This is a genomic window from Morganella sp. B601 (genome assembly GCF_051172335.1).
GTDB lineage: Bacteria > Pseudomonadota > Gammaproteobacteria > Enterobacterales > Enterobacteriaceae > Morganella > Morganella morganii.
The window spans coordinates 193941-212599 of sequence record NZ_JBPIZE010000002.1 but is presented as its reverse complement, the minus strand read 5'-3'; the positions used below and the strand labels follow the sequence as shown (position 1 = coordinate 212599).

The 18659-nt window shown below is 49.6% G+C and carries 21 protein-coding genes; 9 read left to right on the top strand and 12 right to left on the bottom strand.

Features of this window, described 5'->3' with window-relative positions; translation table 11 throughout:
* The first annotated feature begins 80 nt into the window (after positions 1–80).
* Positions 81–2120: a TonB-dependent receptor family protein gene (locus ACSBQN_RS05710; protein WP_024473012.1), complete on the top strand. Its 2040-nt coding sequence runs from the start codon at positions 81–83 to the stop codon at positions 2118–2120.
* 45 nt (positions 2121–2165) lie between these two features.
* Here ACSBQN_RS05710 and ACSBQN_RS05705 read toward each other — a convergent pair whose 3' ends face one another.
* Positions 2166–2882 (bottom strand): Crp/Fnr family transcriptional regulator, encoded by a 717-nt coding sequence (locus ACSBQN_RS05705; RefSeq protein WP_024473011.1) that lies wholly within the window; start codon positions 2880–2882, stop codon positions 2166–2168.
* 96 nt (positions 2883–2978) lie between these two features.
* Between ACSBQN_RS05705 and ACSBQN_RS05700 the strand changes: the two genes are divergently transcribed.
* From ACSBQN_RS05700 to ACSBQN_RS05680, 5 genes are read left to right on the top strand one after another with little or no spacing between them, the layout of a single operon-like run.
* The gene (locus ACSBQN_RS05700) at positions 2979–4061 is read left to right on the top strand and encodes an ABC transporter substrate-binding protein (protein ID WP_337137245.1); all 1083 of its coding nucleotides are present in this window, start codon (positions 2979–2981) and stop codon (positions 4059–4061) included.
* A complete protein-coding gene (locus ACSBQN_RS05695; RefSeq protein ID WP_337137244.1) occupies positions 4061–5080 on the top strand; it encodes a FecCD family ABC transporter permease in 1020 nt (339 codons plus the stop codon). Before ACSBQN_RS05700 ends, ACSBQN_RS05695 begins: the two co-directional genes overlap by 1 nt.
* The gene (locus ACSBQN_RS05690; RefSeq protein WP_036407916.1) at positions 5077–5817 is read left to right on the top strand and encodes an ABC transporter ATP-binding protein; all 741 of its coding nucleotides are present in this window, start codon (positions 5077–5079) and stop codon (positions 5815–5817) included. Before ACSBQN_RS05695 ends, ACSBQN_RS05690 begins: the two co-directional genes overlap by 4 nt.
* Positions 5818–5855: 38 nt before the next feature.
* A complete protein-coding gene (locus tag ACSBQN_RS05685; protein WP_004237520.1) occupies positions 5856–6203 on the top strand; it encodes a cupin domain-containing protein in 348 nt (115 codons plus the stop codon).
* 3 nt (positions 6204–6206) lie between these two features.
* The gene (locus tag ACSBQN_RS05680) at positions 6207–6977 is read left to right on the top strand and encodes a class I SAM-dependent methyltransferase (RefSeq protein ID WP_024473006.1); all 771 of its coding nucleotides are present in this window, start codon (positions 6207–6209) and stop codon (positions 6975–6977) included.
* A gap of 73 nt (positions 6978–7050) precedes the next feature.
* On the opposite strand, the gene ACSBQN_RS05675 is transcribed toward ACSBQN_RS05680, so the two are convergent.
* From ACSBQN_RS05675 to ACSBQN_RS05635, 9 genes are all read right to left on the bottom strand, one after another.
* Positions 7051–7350, bottom strand: coding sequence for a hypothetical protein (locus ACSBQN_RS05675; RefSeq protein WP_024473005.1), 300 nt, complete (start codon positions 7348–7350; stop codon positions 7051–7053).
* 29 nt (positions 7351–7379) lie between these two features.
* A complete protein-coding gene (gene hxsA / locus ACSBQN_RS05670; protein WP_024473004.1) occupies positions 7380–7940 on the bottom strand; it encodes a His-Xaa-Ser repeat protein HxsA in 561 nt (186 codons plus the stop codon).
* Positions 7937–9040, bottom strand: a complete 1104-nt coding sequence (gene hxsC / locus ACSBQN_RS05665) for a His-Xaa-Ser system radical SAM maturase HxsC (protein WP_024473003.1) — start codon at positions 9038–9040, stop codon at positions 7937–7939. The genes hxsA and hxsC overlap by 4 nt, the downstream gene beginning before the upstream one ends.
* Positions 9033–10418 carry a His-Xaa-Ser system radical SAM maturase HxsB gene (gene hxsB, locus ACSBQN_RS05660; RefSeq protein ID WP_024473002.1) on the bottom strand — a complete coding sequence of 462 codons (1386 nt, stop codon included), beginning with the start codon at positions 10416–10418 and terminating at the stop codon, positions 9033–9035. Before hxsB ends, hxsC begins: the two co-directional genes overlap by 8 nt.
* Entirely contained in the window at positions 10415–10693 is a 279-nt protein-coding gene (gene hxsD, locus ACSBQN_RS05655) for a His-Xaa-Ser system protein HxsD (RefSeq protein ID WP_227989307.1), read from the bottom strand. Before hxsD ends, hxsB begins: the two co-directional genes overlap by 4 nt.
* A 330-nt stretch (positions 10694–11023) precedes the next feature.
* Positions 11024–11470 (bottom strand): YcgN family cysteine cluster protein, encoded by a 447-nt coding sequence (locus tag ACSBQN_RS05650; RefSeq protein WP_024473000.1) that lies wholly within the window; start codon positions 11468–11470, stop codon positions 11024–11026.
* A 35-nt stretch (positions 11471–11505) separates the two neighbouring features.
* Positions 11506–12162, bottom strand: a complete 657-nt coding sequence (locus tag ACSBQN_RS05645; RefSeq protein WP_004237515.1) for a fumarylacetoacetate hydrolase family protein — start codon at positions 12160–12162, stop codon at positions 11506–11508.
* A gap of 34 nt (positions 12163–12196) precedes the next feature.
* Entirely contained in the window at positions 12197–13291 is a 1095-nt protein-coding gene (locus ACSBQN_RS05640) for a lytic murein transglycosylase (RefSeq protein WP_024472999.1), read from the bottom strand.
* A gap of 37 nt (positions 13292–13328) precedes the next feature.
* Positions 13329–13613, bottom strand: a complete 285-nt coding sequence (locus tag ACSBQN_RS05635) for a YcgL domain-containing protein (protein WP_015422698.1) — start codon at positions 13611–13613, stop codon at positions 13329–13331.
* A 159-nt stretch (positions 13614–13772) separates the two neighbouring features.
* Between ACSBQN_RS05635 and minC the strand changes: the two genes are divergently transcribed.
* From minC to minE, 3 genes are read left to right on the top strand one after another with little or no spacing between them, the layout of a single operon-like run.
* Positions 13773–14483 (top strand): septum site-determining protein MinC, encoded by a 711-nt coding sequence (gene minC / locus ACSBQN_RS05630; RefSeq protein WP_004237512.1) that lies wholly within the window; start codon positions 13773–13775, stop codon positions 14481–14483.
* Between the two features lie 22 nt (positions 14484–14505).
* Entirely contained in the window at positions 14506–15318 is an 813-nt protein-coding gene (gene minD / locus ACSBQN_RS05625) for a septum site-determining protein MinD (protein ID WP_004237510.1), read from the top strand.
* Between the two features lie 3 nt (positions 15319–15321).
* Positions 15322–15609 (top strand): cell division topological specificity factor MinE, encoded by a 288-nt coding sequence (gene minE / locus ACSBQN_RS05620; RefSeq protein ID WP_354632797.1) that lies wholly within the window; start codon positions 15322–15324, stop codon positions 15607–15609.
* 54 nt (positions 15610–15663) lie between these two features.
* Here the strand turns inward: minE and rnd are convergent, their stop codons facing one another.
* Complete coding sequence (gene rnd, locus ACSBQN_RS05615; RefSeq protein WP_024472997.1) at positions 15664–16809, bottom strand: ribonuclease D; 1146 nt, start codon at positions 16807–16809, stop codon at positions 15664–15666.
* Between the two features lie 146 nt (positions 16810–16955).
* A complete protein-coding gene (fadD, locus tag ACSBQN_RS05610; RefSeq protein WP_024472996.1) occupies positions 16956–18647 on the bottom strand; it encodes a long-chain-fatty-acid--CoA ligase FadD in 1692 nt (563 codons plus the stop codon).
* Between the last annotated feature and the right edge of the window lie 12 nt (positions 18648–18659).

Genomic DNA, 18659 nt, shown 5'->3' with positions numbered 1-18659 from the left:
ATAGGGTAAGCCGCATTTTCTGCACTATGTTATGACCTCAAATGAAAATGATAACCATTACATTTATGAGGTCAGGGATAATGCAGAACAAAATCACCCGCCGCAGGCTGACACACTGCCTCGCGCTCTCACTTACTGCCGGTGTCTCCGCTGCGGCAGCGGAACCCGCACCGGACACCCTTATTGTCACCGCCGCAAAACAAAGCCGTCTCACACCGGATGCTGCGCAGGAAAAAGAGAAACTGGAGAATGTCGCGGGCGGCACCAACCTGATTATGGTTGAAAAGGATACCCGGCTGGCGACGCTGCATGATGCACTGGATTATCAGCCCGGCGTGCTGGTTCAGAATTTCTTCGGCGGTATTGATCAGCCACGGCTGAATATCCGCGGCTCCGGTGTGCAGAGTGCCCCGCTGGCACGCGGCATTCTGCTGATGCAGGACGGACTGCCGGTCACCGATGCAGACGGAAGTTTCCATATCAGCACCCTGGAAATGCGGGATGCGCGGATGATCAGTGTCCGGCGCGGCGCCAACAGTCTGAATCCGCAGAGTAACAGTCTGGGCGGTGAGCTGGATCTGATTTCCTATACCGGACGTGACGAAGGCGGACGCCTGCGCTATGAATACGGTTCTCACGGCCGCGAAGGTTTACAGACGGCATTCGGCGGCGTATCGGATGACGGCCGTTTCGACGGACGCATCAATTTCACTTATGACCATTTCGACGGCTACCGCAAACACTCCTCATCACAGCGCAAAACCGTACGCGGTAATTTTGGCTATACCGGGGATAATTTTGAAAACCGCACCTCCCTCAACTGGACCGACCTGCGTTTTGATGTCGCCGGGCCGGTCTCTGAAGCCGTGCTCGACAGTGACCCGACAGAGGTTTACCCGATGGTCTGGCTGCGGGATCCGCACCGCAATGTGGAGCAGTTCCGTGCCGCTAACCGTTCGGACTGGCAGATCGATAATCAGCGCATCAGTGCCGGTGTCTGGTATATCCGCACCCATGATAATTTCACCACCCCGGCCTATTACCGTTTCAGTCAGAGCCACAGTGAAGGTATGCAGCTGGGCTGGCAGATGGAAACCGAGCCGGTCTCCTGGCGGGCGGCACTGGCCGCGGATCATATGAGTCTGGAAACCGATCTGATGCAGAACCGGCGCGGCACGAAGATGGACAAAACACCGATCGGTAAGTTTGACGGCAAAGCAGATAATATTTATGCCTCTGCCGGTGCCGGTATTCATCTGACCCCGGATCTGACCCTGAATCTGGATCTCAAAGCCACCCATGCGCGGCGTGATACGGAAAAGCGCAACAGTTCCGTTTCACTGGATCAGAACTGGACCTTCTGGACCCCCAAAGCCGGCGTGATCTGGCGTCCTGCGGATAATCAGCGCTGGTTTGCCAACGTCAGCGCCAGTCAGGAACCGGCGACCTTCCATGAAATCATTAATTCCTCCGACGGCCGCCTGACAAAACTGGAGCCGCAGAAAGGCGTGACGTTTGAAATCGGCGGTGACGGTGATATTACCGAACAACTGAAATGGAATGTGGCGCTCTACCGCAGCTTTATCAAAGATGAATACATCACAACTTATGATTCAGAGGGAAATATCACCGGCGTCTTTAATTATGCCGCCAAAACCCGCCATCAGGGGCTGGAAGCCGGTGTTAACGGCGTGATCCCGGCCGGTCCCGGGGATGTGGAATATAAGCTGGCCTGGACGTGGAATGATTTCCGCTTTATGGGCGGCGAGTATAACGGCAATTATATCGCCGGGATCCCGCGTAATATTGTTTCGGCGGAAGTGCTGTACCGGATCGGCGACTGGCGTTTCGGCCCGAATATTCACTGGGCACCGACCGATATGGCTGTCGATCATGAAAACCATCTCGATATTCAGAAACGCAAACACTATGCGGTGCTCGGGCTGAGAGGCACTTATCAGCCAGCGGAGAACTGGTCGCTCTATATGTCGATGGATAACCTGACCAACGAGCACTATGCCACCACCTCAGTGGCAAACCGCTCAGTTACCGACAAAGACAGCACTCTGTTCCCGGGAATGGGATTCAGTGTCAACGGCGGTATCACCTATAATTTCTGATCTTACTGATATAAGAAATCCCCCCGGCGGGGATTTCTTATTTATTCAGAAGGGACGCTGCGCCGGGATAGCCAGTTCCGCCAGATAGGATTCATTGGTGATCCGCACCGCGTCTTTATCAATTCCGATAAACGCTTTCTGCCGCCAGCCGGAAAACAGGCGGCTGAGGGTTTCATAGCGGACACCCAGTTTTGCAGCTAACTGCCCGCGCGATAACGGCAGCACCACACAATCCGATTGCTGACACCGTTTCAGATCCAGCAGATAAGCTGCCAGCCGCTGCTCTGCAGAGCTGGAGGTCAGCCAGTCGATATGGTTGATATTCTCATACAGCTTCAGACTGAACCGCGCCAGTAACTGCGCCATAATTGCCGGACAGGCATGACACAGCCGTAAAATCGCCTGTTTATCCAGCATCAGCGCACTGCTGTCTGTTCTCGCCCGCAGGCTCATCGGGAAACGGTTGTGCGGCATAAAGACAGCGGCGATCGCCACCAGCTCACCGGCGGTAAACATACCGAATACTTTCTCTTCACCCGACCAGGTATGACGGAAAACATCAATCTGCCCGCTGATCATCAGCGGACAGGCTTTTACTGTCTCCCCTTCACGACTGATCAATTCCCCCGCCGCAAACTGACGATGTGTGCTGTCTGCCAGTACCAGCGCCAGATCATCATCCTCTGCCGCCTGAAACAACGGGCACGACCGGAGGATCGCCATTTGCTGTGCGGGGACAAGGGTCTTTTTGACAAATGTCATAGGGTTTTCCTCTCAGTGCGGCCAGAATAAATGCAATTATAAATGATAACCAATCGCATTATCAATTTAATCATAAAATAAAAGGCGAATAACCTTATGATTAGTAATAGATTTACATTATTGCCGGTACTGTTTTTTACCTGCACAACAGCAGCTTATGCCGCAAAAGGCGCCGTGCATTTCACCGATATGTCACAGCAGAATATTGAACTCGCCGCACCTGCACAGCGGATTGTGGTGATCCCGATTCCTGCCGCCTCCATGCTGGTCAGTGTTGATGAAAGCAGCAAAAGACTCGCCGGGATGCATCCCTTTGCCGGTGTTGCCGCCCGCGACGGCATGCTCAGTGTGATGTTTCCGGATGTGCTCTCTGTGCGCAGTAATGTGGTGGGGAATGATTTCGCACCGAATATTGAAGCTCTGCTCTCGGTTAACCCGGATCTGGTCTGGCAGTGGGGACACCGGGGCGATGACATTATCACGCCGATGCGCAATGCCGGTCTGACGGTCGCCACGCTGGATTACGGCAAAGAAGCCTATACACAGGAATGGCTGACCCTGATGGGGAAAACCCTCGGCAAAGAAACCAAAACGGACGGGCTGATTGCCTGGCGCAAACAGGTGATCAACCAGCTGAAAAACAGTGTTGCTGCGATTCCGGAAGAAAAACAACCGCGTGTGCTCTACCTCTCTCATTTTAAACAGAGTATCCAGACTTTCGGATCCACATCTCATAACAATGCGGATTTTGCACTCGCCGGGGGTGTCAGCCTCAACCGTGACCTGACCGGGCCGCGCACCCTGAATATCGAACAGATTCTGGTGTGGGATCCGGATATTATCCTGCTGGGCAATTTTGAGGCCGGACTGGCACCCGCTGATATTTATAACAATCCGATGCTCAGTGATGTGACCGCGGTAAAGAATAAACGGGTCTATAAACTGCCGATCGGCGGTTTTATCTGGGATGCGCCAAATCAGGAAACACCGCTCTACTGGCAGTGGCTGGCTCAGATTTTTCATCCGGAGAGTGCGGCATTTCCGCTGCGGGAAGAGATCCGCAAACGCTATCTTCAACTGTACGGCTATTCTCTCACTGATGAAGAAACAGACCGCATTTTACAACTCGATCTGAACCGGGAAGGTCGTGATTACCTGACACTGATGGGGCGGCCGTGATGCGAAAATCCCGTCTGCAATGGTGCCTGTTATCCGCCCTGCTATTACTGACCATCGTGCTCGCGCTGTGTGCCGGGCGCTATGCGGTCTCTGTGACAACAGTTCTGCAAATTCTGGCGGATACTCTGACCGGACGCAGCCCGTCTGCGGAATACAGCCGCACCGCCGAAAATGTGGTGTTGTATGTCCGTCTGCCGCGCATTCTGATCGCCGGACTGGCCGGTGCCGGGCTGGCGGTTGCCGGTGCCGCATTACAGGGCATCTTCCGCAACCCGCTGGTGGGACCGCAGATTATCGGTGTTTCATCCGGCGCAGCGCTGGGCGGCGCACTGGCCCTGCTGCTTTTCTCCTCTTTATTTATCACTATCAGTTTTGCCTTTCTCGGTGGTCTGCTGGCTATTGTGCTGGTCTTTTTGCTGGGGCTTAACCGGCACGGCAGCAGTCTTCTGATGCTGATCCTTGCGGGCGTGATTATTAATGCTTTTTTTGCCGCCCTGATTTCGCTGATCACCTATTTTGCGGATCCGAATAATACCCTGCAAACCATCGTGTTCTGGCTGATGGGGAGTTTTGCCACCGCAACCTACCTGAAAGTGAGCGTGTTACTGCCGGTTGTCATCATCGCAGGCGGGATTATTTTTGCTCTGCGTTTCCGCATCAATGTGCTGTCCCTCGGCGAGGAAAACGCACAGGCGCTGGGGCTGCCCGTCACCGCAACCCGCTGGACTATCCTGGTCTGCGTCACGCTGATCACCAGCGCCACCGTAGCCGTTTCCGGCACCATCGGCTGGGTCGGGCTGATTATTCCGCATATCGCACGACTGATCAGCGGACATGACCACCGCATCCTGCTCCCCGCCAGTGCCCTGACCGGTGCGATTTATCTGATCGCCGTCGATACCCTGGCGCGCAGTATGACCAGCGCGGAGATCCCGCTGAGTGTCATCACCGCACTGATCGGGGCACCGATTTTCGCCCTGCTCATTCACTCCATGAATAAAAAGGTGGCAGACCTGTGATCCGTGTTAATCAGCTCAGTTACCACACCGGCAAACGTCCGTTATTTGACGGGCTGACATTCCGCCAGCCGCCGGGCACTATCGCCGCTATTCTCGGCCCGAACGGACGCGGAAAAACCACGCTGCTGCGCCTGCTGCTCAAACTGCAAAAAGGGGCAACCGGTACTGTGCAGCTCAGCGCACCGGCAGCCTATGTGCCGCAACTCAGCGGTGCGTTGTTTAATTACTCTGTCCGCACCATGGTCAGCCTCGGCCGGGTTCGCCATCTTCCCTGGTATGCATCCCCGTCCCGGCGTGATCATGACATCACCGAACAGGCAATGGCTGACCTCGGATTAACGCCGTTTGCGGACACCCCATTTAACCTGCTCAGCGGCGGTGAAAAACAGATGGTGATGATAGCCCGCGCACTGGCCGGTGAACCGGACATTCTGATCCTGGATGAACCCACTTCTGCGCTGGATCTGGCAAATCAGGACACAGTTCTTTCCGTTCTGAAAATGCTGGCTGCAGAGCGCGGCAAAACCATCCTGTTTACCAGTCATTATCCGCAGCATGCCCTGCATATTGCGGATCACTCATTGTTACTGTTTGACGGCACACAGGCGCAGTTTGGTCAGACACCCGCACTGCTGACTGAAGAGAATCTGGGAAAGCTGTATCAGCTTCCGGTTGCTGTCGTGCCGGTTAACCACCCGCACCGGCAGACCTGTGGCGTGATCCCGTTGTTCCGCTAAACCCATTTATTACCTGATTAACCATAAGGATACTTATTATGAGCAATAACACGATTACCCCGGCAGAAGCATTAGTGATTGCCGACCTGGTGAACTACACCGAGCAAGGTATTTCCAGCCGCGTTCTCGCCAAAAACGGCGGCGGCAATATCACCCTGTTTGCCTTTGATAAAGGCCAGGCGCTCTCTGAGCACAGCGCCCCGTTTGATGCCATTGTGATGATTGCCGAAGGTTCACTGATCCTGACCATCGCCGGAAAACCGGTGACGGCAAAACCCGGGGATATTGTCCGTATGCCGGCCAATATTCCTCATGCTGTGGACGCACCGGAGCGGGCAAAAATGCTGCTGGTGATGTTACGTGAACCGGAAAACAAACAGGACTGAATAATGGAAAGCACACATACCGGCCATGAAGCCGGACACAAATTTCTGGCGCGTCTGGGAAAAAAACGCCTGCGCCCAGGTGGCCGCACCGCCACAGAATGGCTGCTGACACACAGCGGGTTGCAGACCGACAGCCGGGTGCTGGAAATTGCCTGCAATATGGGCACCACCGCGATTGAAATCGCACAGCGTTTTCAGTGTCATATTACCGGCATTGATATGGATAAACAGGCACTTGCCAATGCGCGGAAAAATATCCTCGCTAACGGGCTGTCGCACCTTATCACCGTGCAGGAAGCGGATGCCTCAAAACTGCCGTTCCCGGATAACCATTTTGATGTGGTTATCAATGAAGCCATGCTGACCATGTATGCGGATAAAGCCAAAGCCCGTCTGTTACAGGAATATTTCCGTGTGCTGAAGCCCGGCGGCCGTCTGCTGACCCACGATATTGCGCTGACAGAACGGCGTGAGGATGAGTGTGTCACACAGGAAATGCAGGCAGCCATTCATGTTAAAGCACAACCAATGCTGAGTGATGACTGGCTGGCACTGTTCCGTGACGCAGGTTTCCGTGATGTGATCCGCTCGGAGGGTGCGATGACACTGATGACCCCAAAAGGCATGCTGCACGATGAGGGACTTTCCGGCACACTGAAAATCATCCGCAACGCCCTGAAAAAAGAGAACCGCCCGCAGTTTTTACAAATGTTCCGCCATTTTCGGCAGAACCGTGATCGCCTGCGGTATATTGCCGTTGTCAGTACAAAATAATAAGCAGTGAGTTATGTCGTAAAAAATGCACCGGATATTTTTTCCGGTGCATTTGGTACTATTACTGCATTCATTATTCAACTTCAAGATCGTAGATATTTCCAGACTCATCTTCCGCGACAAGAACACCGTAGCCATCCCATTCAACATCCACATCAACCTCTTCACCTTCGGTATTCGTAATCACACCGCTTCCGTATTTACCCTGAATATCAATATTCCCTTCAACACTATTCCCGTAATCATCCGTACCGGAGACATCGTAATTATAGCCATAAGGATCACCGTCATAACGGTAGTTATACAGATATTCATCGGCAAAAGCGCTGCCGGTCACTAACGTTAATGCAGCACAGAAAACTATTGTTTTCATAGAAACCTGCTTGTAATTAAATCAAAAAATCAGTTTGTTGCGTAAATACTTAATGAATTAAGCAGGTCTGCATCAATATACACATTACCGGGTAACTTATTTGCATTTCTGTAACGGGTAATTGCATCACGTGTTTGTGGTCCCATCACACCGTCGATGTTTCCGCCAAAATAATGGCGTTCAAATAATGCATACTGAACCCGCATAATCAACCGCTTACGTTGTTCCGTTGTCGTCGTGGTCTGATTAATATTCTGAGAAAAATCCCGTCTGCCAGTGTTCCCGGCGGCTCTTTGTGATGAATTTCCTGACGGTTCTGAATACGCTGGTGAGGAATATACCGGGGATGAACGATAATACCCGCCACCTGAAGATGAACGGTGTGAACTGTGACTACTGTGACTTCTGTGTGAACTGTGACTCCGGTGCCCGGCGATATAAAGAGGGGTTTCTGTATTAAGCGGTGAAAACACCAGGTCCTCAGGTAAAAGAGAACCGGCACTATCCGGCAACACAGCCGGCTCAGCAATCGCCTGCTGACTCAGCATAAAAAAACCGGGAAATAAGGCGGCTAAATTCCATTTTTTCATAAAAAAGCCCTCGGTAACTGATGATATTTTCCGTAAGAAGAACTGAAATAACCACCACATTCATCCATTTTCCGGCATCCGCTACACGCCGGAGGATAGTAATTTTTCCAGTCTGAAATAGATTGTACACTATAAGGCCACAGAGTTTCCGGTATATGGCACAGAGGATAATTAAATAATACTATTGGTAATTGGCATCTTTCGGCTGTTTGTACCGCAACTGACAAATCATTTTTATAAACTTCAGGTTCCTGATACAGTTGTTCCCAGTTTTTCCGTGCCCATCCCTGAGCTTCAAGATTCATTACAGATATCTGATTTATATTAGAAAAAACCCGTCCTGCCATTTCTGTTACTGCACTTAAATCCCGGTAATTCATACTCACCGGAATAAATCTTAATTCAATATTAATCCCGGAATTTCCGGCATTGATAATTCCGCTGACTGTATCCCGGAAAGAACCTGAGCTGCCCGTTATTTCATCATGCCTTTCTGCTGACACTGAATAAAGCGGGATACCAAATGATACTGACATACCATCTACTACAGCCGCTATTTTTTTTGTAAAATCAAAGTCGCCGAATGCTCTGCCGTTCGTAAGAATATGCAGAGGGGTATCCGGGCTATAGTCTTTAATATATTGTAAGAATTGAATAAACTGCTCACCATACAGTAATGGCTCTCCGCCACTGATACCGATTAATTTCTTTGATTTAAATGCGATTATTGCCTTTGATGCGACATTTAACAGCCAGTCGTCATTATCTTTTTTGGGTGGCTGAGAACAAAAAAGACAGAGATTATTACAACGTTCTGTTACCAACAGGGTATTATGATTTGCCTTCCCTGAGAGAATAACCCGCATTCTTTTATTATTAACAGATACAATGTCGCCATTTTCGATACTATCATACAAGACAGGGTCAACAATGCAGTACACTGCGCCTGTCATATCACAAGGTTCATCCTGACTACCAGAAACAATAATATTATCAAAGTAAAATTCAGGTGAAGATAGCTTATTTTTGTAAAGCTGATAGTAACCGGAAGGAATGTTATCCGCTGATTCAAATGCATCCTTTCTTTTTACTTCACACATGAGACCACCCTTTCAGCAATTCTGCTTCATATGACTCCCGACTCATTCCGGATATCAGCAGATCAAACATTCCTTTATGATAACGACAAAAGCGGGATAAACTTTTGTTACCAACCGGTTCACCAAACAGACTGATATTCTGACAGGGATCTACCCCACAAAATGGCTGATATGCACAGGTTTCACATCCTGCCTGTACCATATTAAACGAGTTGTTTAACAGATGGGGATAGATGGCATTAGCCCGGAATGAGAGATCATTAATACTGCCTATTGAAAAATCGATTTCCGGATAAACTTTTTGCAGCATTCTGCTTTCATCACTGCCATACAATTTTCCATCATAGTTAAACAGTAAGCTGTTAAATACCAGCCCTCCCGGTGACTTCAAATCCGCATAACCACAAAATAAAGGATTATACAAGCGCTTGATATGAATAGCTGCTGAATGCTCGGTAAACCTAATCCCTGATTGATTACAGTCAACGATAATATCCAGTAATTTTCTGTAAAAAAGAAGATACTCAGCCATTGAATATTCATCTTTCTTTTCTGCAAACCCGTAAGGACTGACCGGCCGGATGAATAAATCATAAATACCCAGCTCTTTATGTGCATCCAGAATAGCTTCCGGCTGAGATATTAATGCCCTTGTAACTGTAGTTATTGTCGCAACTTTATCTTTTCCTATACTATCCTGAAGTTTCTTTATATTACTCACAGCGAGCGCATACGAGTTTTTTGATGGCAATATCCTGTTTTTGTTATGTACTAATTCATTTCCATCCAGTGAAACTGAATAATAAACCTGTTTATCAACAGACCAACTTACCATTTCATCATTGAGTAATGACAAGCTTGTTGCAATAATGAGTTCAAAATTATTTTCACCCAACTGCGATGATGCTTCCTGATATATTTTCACTATTAAGTCAAAGCGCAGCAGGGGTTCTCCCCCTTGTATTTCAATTTTATAGGGTGCCGACGATAACTTTTTTATTAATGATATTATAACCGGAATATACTCATCTTTCAGATCCATATTTTTTGCACTTAATGATGCCCTGCTGACCTGGCAATATTTACAGGTATGATCACATCGCAGTGTCGGGACTATCATAAAAATAGGTGCAAACTTCATTTCTGCGGCCATTTTTTTTCCCAATGCCGCAGCTAGTACTTTTTCTGCCGTAAAAAGATCATCACTAATAAAAAATTTTTCTTCCAGACCTCGATTTATATCACTGTTTTTTGTTTTACCGTGGTCAATAAGTTCATTCAGTGAACTCTCATCAATAACTGATGAAAAACCAGCTAAGTTACTGATAAAAAATCGATTATCACTAATGCGATTAAAGTTGAACGGCAAAAGATTCACTTTGATAACCTCGCATCAATACTCATCAATACCTTATTTATGATTGATTCTCTTATCAGCTTTGTTTGCCGTTCAGCCTTCTCACGTAGTAAATAATCATTAAGCAGTCGCTCAAATGTAAAAATTAAACCTTCGTTACTATTTTTAAGTGTAACTTCAAAAAAATCATTACTTTCTTTTAAATTCCATGCTGATTCTGAAGAAACCCAATATAATGATTGTCTTATAACAGATTCAGAGTATTTTTTCTTATCCAGCATCACTATTTTCATCATAATCATCCACGCAATATTTCTTCTGAATATATCGTATGAAGATGAATTTCTCAAATATTAAAAATAAAACAGAATACAGACTACCGGAAAATATTTATATAAAAGACCAGTTTTGTCGGAGAGTGTTCATACCATAACTATAATGACTATGCATTGTTATTTTATCAAAATAATAATCTTGTTATTTAATAATGGCGAGGCAATCATCTGCAATGAGTCATTACCTGATGTGACAGTTAAAATCAGGATTGGTAAAAATGGTAAATAAATTGATTTCTGGGTTATATTATTCCGGCGGGGTATATATCCGGAATAATATAATATCCGCAGTTAAAACCCGCCTTCCGGCTTATTCAGGATATGGTCTTCCCAGTTCTGTACCACGCTTTCGGTGACGGCTATATGGCGGACGGTAATGCCTTTCTGGTGCATCAGGGATTTGGATCCGCTGATTAGCGGGTGCCAGGGTAATAACGGTTTGCCTTCCATGACCAGGCGGTAAGCACAGGTCATCGGCAGCCAGGCGTCAAATGTCGGCAGGTTTTCCCGCGTCAGTTTGATGCAGTCCGGTTCATAGCGGAAACGGTCTTCATAATGACGGCACTGGCAGCTTTTAATATCCAGCTGGTTGCAGGCCACATCGGTGAAATAAATTTCATCGGTGTCTGCGTCCATCAGTTTCTGCAAACAGCATTGCCCGCAGCCATCACACAGTGATTCCCACTCTTCGTCACTCATTTCATCGAGGGTTTTCACCGTCCAGAATGGTTGAGACATGTTCTTTTTTCCTTTTACTTCGTGGCTGACCCGTTTCAGATAATCCGCGTGGTCAGCATGTGATCATTTACAGAGATTTTCAGCATATCGCCTGATACCAGAGGTCCGACACCTTCCGGTGTGCCGGTCAGGATAATATCCCCCGGACGCAGTGTAAAATAGCGGGACATATAGCTAATCAGCGGTATCACCGGCGTCAGCATTTCGCGGGTGTTTCCCTGCTGGCGCAATTCATTATTAACGGTCAGGCTCAGCGTGACATTTTGCGGATCCGGGAATTCATTGACCGGAATAAACCCGGACACCGGCGCAGAGCCGTCAAATGCCTTACTTTTTTCCCACGGCTGCCCTGCCGCCTTTAATTTCATCTGCACATCGCGCAGTGTTAAGTCCAGCGCGACACCAAAACCGGCAATCGCCCGGGCACAGCGATCTTCATTGGCCTGTTTCAGCGGTGCACCGATCAGAACCGCCAGTTCGGTTTCGTGATGCACTTCACCGAACTCTTTCGGAATGGCGACCGGCTGACGCAGGTCGCACAGTGCTGTTTCAGGTTTAATAAAAAGAAGGGGTTCTGCGGATGCCTGTGATTTCATCTCCGCAACATGCTTTGCATAATTCAGCCCCACACATACCACTTTCCCGACCGGAAAATCCAGGAGAGCGCCCTGCCAGTCACGATGCTGATACATAGTCTTACCCCTTTAATTTATTATTCTGATGACATCAGCGGATTTCCGCACCGACATTATCTGCCATCAGCGAAACGCTGAGAGCAAAGAAGTACGAGCGGTTCCAGTGCATGATGGTGATAAAGTTCTGTGTGACCAGATACACCCGCTCCTGCTTATCTTCCGGTACGACTAACCACATAGGGGTCGATTCCGGCAGATTTGCCTGTGCAGGGAGTGTCACACCCAGGGCCTTCCACTGCGCCAGTGTTTTGCTCTGGTTTTTCTTTGTTCCCTCAATGCTGCGGTCAAAGCCTGCAGGAACAGTCACTTCATATCCCCACGGCAGCCCTTTTACCCAGCCTTCAGTAGCCAGATAATTCGCCGTGGAAGCAAACACATCCGCTTTGTTATTCCAGATATCCACCACGCCGTCACCATCACCGTCCACGGCATAAGTCAGATAGCTGGTCGGCATAAACTGGTTCTGTCCCATCGCACCGGCCCAGGAGCCTTTCAGCTGCTGATCCGCCGGGATATGGCCCTGGTCGATAATCTGCAGTGCTGCGATAAACTGTTTAATAAACATCTCTTCGCGGCGGCCTTCATAGGCCAGGGTTGCCAGGGCGGAAATCACATCTTCTTTACCCTGATAACGACCGAAACCGCTTTCCAGTCCCCACAGGGAGACAATATATTCCTGCGGCACGCCGTAACGCTGACTGATACCGGATAACAGCGCCGCATTGGCATCATGCTGTTTAACTGCAGCGCTGACTGCGCCTTTGGTCACACGGCGGGCCAGGTAATCATCCAGTGTGACTTTTTTCTCAGGCTGGTTTTTATCAGACGTTATAACACGTTCGATAAAATGAAAATTCTCAAAAGCGCGGGTCAGTGTGGATTCTTTAATACCCTCCTGACGCGCCATCACTTTCAGCTGCTCAGCATAGGCCGGAAATTGTTCTGCTGTCCGTGAGTCAGCCGGAAATTCCCGCTGTAAATCCGCCACGGACAACCGTGCAGCGGCCGGCTGCTGCACTGCCGGAGCATCAGCCGTTAATTTGGCCGGTGATACCGGAGTCTGAGATGCACTGCATGCCGTCAGCGATGCCGTAATAATCACGGCGCTTAATAATGTCAGGCGCATAGCGATATCCTTTCTGGTTATTTCGCGGGGATTATTATTAGGATTTATCCTGAATATTCAGTGTATCCCGGTATTCTGATAACAGATCTTCCACCGGTGGCGGGAACTGCAGATAATAACCGGCATCTGTCAGTTCCTGTTTCACTTTCTCAATATCCGCATTGGCCAGTTTATCGCGGTTTGCAAGGTTGATCAGCATGCTGAAGACGGGCTTGCCGAAACTTTTCAGCAACTCTTCCGGGACACGGGAAAAATCATCTTTCTTTTCGATGAACAAATAGGTTTGATCGCGGTTCGGACTTCTGTAAATTGCACACAACATTGGAATTATCCCGTTTAAATCAAATCGTGACTTGCCAGTAAATGGCACTAACTATAACATGCTATTGTTTTTGATAATATCGTTACCCGGCATTGCGTCGCTGCAATGCAATTTATATATGGCTGAATAGCGGGCCGCTAATTATACTGAGTCGGACAGATGTCACCATCGCCAATTGATCTTAAAGGCAGTAACTTCACACTTTCGGTTCTTCATCTGAATAATGAGGATCCTCAGATTATTGAACAGGCTGTGCGCGAAAAAGTCAGCCAGGCGCCGGCCTTTTTCCAAAATGCTCCTGTTGTGCTTAATGTCAGCCAGATTTCATCCGGCGCGAACCTGAAAATTATCTGCCGTGCCGTCACTGACGCCGGTTTACGGATTGTCGGGATCAGCGGCTGTCAGGATGAGAAAATGCGCCGGGCCGCAACCCGCAGCGGGCTTCCGCTGCTTAATGAGGGCAAGAGTGCCCGTGTTGCTGAACCGGAAGCGCCGGAGCCTGAAACACCGGCAGCATCATCCGCCGCAGATTCATCCTGCCGGAAGACCCGGCTGATTAATGTGCCTGTCCGTTCCGGTCAGCGCATTTATGCCCCGAACAGTGACCTTATCGTGACCGCCAATGTCAGCGCGGGCGCGGAACTCATTGCGGATGGTAATATTCATATTTACGGGCTGATGCGCGGACGTGTGTTAGCCGGTGCGGCAGGTGATACGGAAAGCCAGATTTTCTGCACTCACCTGCATGCGGAACTGATTTCTATCGCCGGACAATATTGGCTGAGTGATCAAATCCCGGGCGAATTCGCAGGGAAAGCGGCCAAACTCAGTCTGGTTAATAATGAACTCACTATCAACAATCTAATATAGACCTTTAACAAGGAATAATTCCATGGCACGCATTTTAGTTGTTACTTCAGGTAAAGGTGGCGTAGGCAAAACCACTTCCAGCGCGGCCATAGCGACCGGCCTTGCCCAGAAAGGAAAGAAAACCGTTGTGATCGATTTTGATATCGGTCTGCGTAACCTTGACTTAATCATGGGGTGTGAGCGTCGCGTCGTGTATGACTTCGTGAACGTTATTCAGGGCGATGCCACACTGAATCAGGCTCTTATCAAAGATAAGCGGACTGAAAATTTATTTATCCTGCCTGCTTCGCAGACCCGCGATAAAGATGCACTGACCCGCGAAGGCGTGGAGAAAGTGCTGAACGAATTAGGTGAGATGGACTTTGATTTCATCATCTGTGACTCCCCGGCAGGGATTGAGAGCGGCGCACTGATGGCGCTCTATTTTGCTGATGAAGCCATTATTACCACCAACCCTGAAGTTTCATCTGTCCGTGACTCTGACCGTATTCTCGGGATCCTGTCCTCCAAATCCCGTCGTGCGGAACAGGGACAGGAGCCGATTAAAGAGCATCTGCTGCTTACCCGTTACAACCCGGGCCGTGTCAGCCGCGGTGATATGCTGAGTATGGAAGATGTGCTGGAAATCCTGTGCATCCCGCTTATCGGTGTGATTCCGGAAGATCAGTCTGTTCTGCGTTCATCCAACCAGGGTGAGCCGGTGATTCTGGATCAGGAATCAGATGCAGGCAAAGCTTATGACGATACCGTCGCCCGTATTCTGGGTGAAGATCGTCCTTTCCGTTTCATTGAGGAAGAGAAAAAAGGTTTCTTAAAACGCTTATTCGGGGGGTAAACCATGGCGCTGTTAGACTTCTTCCTGTCGAGAAAAAAACCGACAGCTAATATTGCAAAAGAACGTTTGCAAATCATTGTTGCAGAGCGTCGCCGCGGTGAATCTGAACCGAATTACCTTCCGGATCTGAAACGCGATTTACTGGCAGTTATCTGCAAGTATGTTCAGGTTGATCCGGAGATGCTGTCTGTCCAGTTTGAGCAGAAAGGTGATGATATATCCGTTCTTGAACTGAACGTCACGCTGCCTGAAGGCGATGAAGGCACGAAGAAAGACGAGGCGGTAAAATAGTACCGTTACTGTGACTGATAACACGGCGGCTTACCCCGCCGTGTTTTTTGCTGTTTATTCCCCGCAGACAGCACCGGCCTCAATACCGGTAACCACCTCTGCCAGTACAGATTCCAGCAACGGCTTACGCCAGCCGCTCAGCAGTTCCGGCTCTTCGGATGATATTTTGAATCCCCACACTTTATTCAGATACTGGTTAATCTGACGGCGTGATGCCAGCAGCTCCGGACTGAATTGTTCCGCTTCGCTCAGCTCAGTAATGCGTGCTTTAATCGCCTTGAACGTTTTGCGGTATAACGGATGATCGGACACATTTTCCACCGGTGCCGGATAATCAGCCTCATTCAGTGCACGGCTTTCTTCCGTTAACGCCAGCAGACGTCTGCCGTGACAGCGGATTTCCTGTCCGGTCAGCCCCAGTCCGTCCAGTTCGCCCAGTGACGTCGGCATATAGCGCGCCACTTTCCACAGATGTTCTTCACGTACCACAAAATTGACCGCCATATCACGCTGACGCGCCTGTTCCAGCCGCCATTGTGCCAGTTTCTGTAAACAGGCCAGTTGCTGCGGGCGCAGTTGTGCGGCACCGCTGAAATCGCGGTAGGCTTCAGCCGGGTCAGTCTGGGTAATACGGCGCTGCGCCATCATGGCACACTCTTCTTCCGCAGAAGCCAGGTAACCGGCCGCACGAACTTTTTCAGTCAGTTTTTCCGCCAGCGGCAGCAGGTAATACACATCCGCCGCTGCATATTCACACTGTTTTTCTGTCAGCGGACGTGCCAGCCAGTCAGTGCGGGATTCACTTTTATCCAGGGTAACGCCGAGGTAGGTTTCCACCAGCGTGGCAAATCCGCAGGAGAGCGGATGCCCGGTAAAGGCGGCCAGCACCTGGGTATCCACCAGCGGCTGCGGCACACATCCCATGCAGTTGAAAAAGACTTCGATATCCTCACTGCCCGCATGGAGATATTTGATCATATCCGGTGCAGTCAGTAAGGTTTTCAGCGGTGTCCAGTCAGTGATCCCCAGCGGATCGACCAGTGCGAGATGCTCCCCGTCATAAAGCTGAACCAGACCGAGATGCGGATAATAGGTTCGTATCCGGACAAACTCGGTGTCCAGAGCAAGATAAGGTTTGCCGGTAACCTGTCCGCAATAGGCGGCAAGGTGTGTATCGCTGGTAATCAACTGATAATTCAAAACAACTTCTCTTAGTCTTTGACGACGTGGTTAAGTGATGTGATACAGAATAATTCAACAGATCAGGGTATTTCAATCAATAGTCGTAACAGAACAGATAAACGCCGGTTTTAACCGGCGTTATTATTCTGCGGCCTGATGTGGTGTCATGCAACCGGCTGAACATCCGTTTTGTGCTTTTCCTCATCGCGCAGTTCGCGGCGCAGAATTTTACCGACATTAGATTTCGGCAATTCATCACGGAACTCAATGATTTTCGGGACTTTATAACCTGTCAGATAACGGCGGCAGTGCAGACGTAAATCATCTTCTGTCAGTGATTTATCTTTGCGGACCACAAAAATCTTCACGGTCTCACCGGAGCTTTCACTCTCCACACCGATAGCGGCACACTCCAGTACTGCCGGATGCAGCATGACCGCATCCTCAACTTCATTCGGATAGACGTTGAAACCGGACACCAGAATCATGTCTTTTTTGCGGTCCACGATGTGCAGAAAACCGTTTTCATCAAACTGTGCAATATCCCCGGTGGCAACCCAGCCATCTTTCAGCACTTCAGCGGTGGCATCCGGGCGGTTCCAGTACCCTTTCATCACCTGCGGACCACGGACCCACATTTCACCCGGCAGCCCTTCCTGTACATCCGTGCCGTCATCATCCAGCAGGCGGATCTCTGTGGACGGTACCGGGAATCCGATACTCCCGCTGTAACTTTTCAGGTTATGCGGGTTACCGGCGACCAGCGGAGAGCATTCTGTCAGTCCGTAGCCTTCCAGCAGATGTTTGCCGGTCAGTTTTTCCCAGTTTTCCGCCACCGCTTTCTGCACCGGCATACCGCCGCCGACTGAAAGATTCAGGGTGGAGAAATCGAGTTTGTGAAATTCCGGATTGTTGATCCAGGCATTAAACAGGGTATTTACCCCGGTAATAGCCGTGAACGGGTATTTGCTCAGCTCTTTAATCGTCCCGCTGACATCTCGCGGGTTAGTGATAAGCAGATTACGGCCGCCGATTTCAATAAACAGCAGACAGTTTACCGTCAGGGCAAAGACGTGATACAGCGGCAGTGCGGTGACAATTAGTTCCTTGCCGACATTCAGCTCCGGAATATAGGCCGCCCGCGCCTGCTCGAGATTTGCCAGCATATTGCGGTGAGTCAGCATCGCACCTTTGGCCACCCCGGTGGTACCGCCGGTGTATTGCAGAAATGCCAGGTCTTCACGGTGAATTTCCGGTTTGACATACTGCATGCGGTAACCCTGATGGATAACGCGGCGGAATGAGATAGCATCCGGCAGATTATATTTCGGCACCAGACGCTTGATATATTTGACCACAAAATCCACCAACGTGGCTTTCGGACGGGAAAGCTGATCCCCCATACGGGTCAGGATCACATGGCGGATTGGCGTGTTATAAACGATTTTTTCGAGGGTGTGTGCAAAATTGGAAACAATCACAATAGCGGCACAGCCGCTGTCATTTAACTGATGTTCTAACTCTCTTGGTGTATAGAGGGGGTTGACGTTCACCACCACCATCCCTGCCCGCAGGATCCCGAACAAGGCTATCGGGTACTGCAGTAAGTTCGGCATCATCAGCGCGATGCGATCCCCTTTTTTCAGCCCCAGTCCGTTTTGCAGGTAAGCGGCAAATGCGCGGCTTCGCTCTTCCAGTTTCCGGTAGGTCATCACCTCGCCCATATTGATAAAGGCGGGCTGGTCCGCAAAGCGTGATACCGCATTCTCCAGCATCTCTGCCATTGAGGCATAGGTGTCAGGATTGATATCTGCCGGGACATCTTCCGGATAGTGTTTAAGCCAGACTCTTTCCAAGGTTTTACTCCT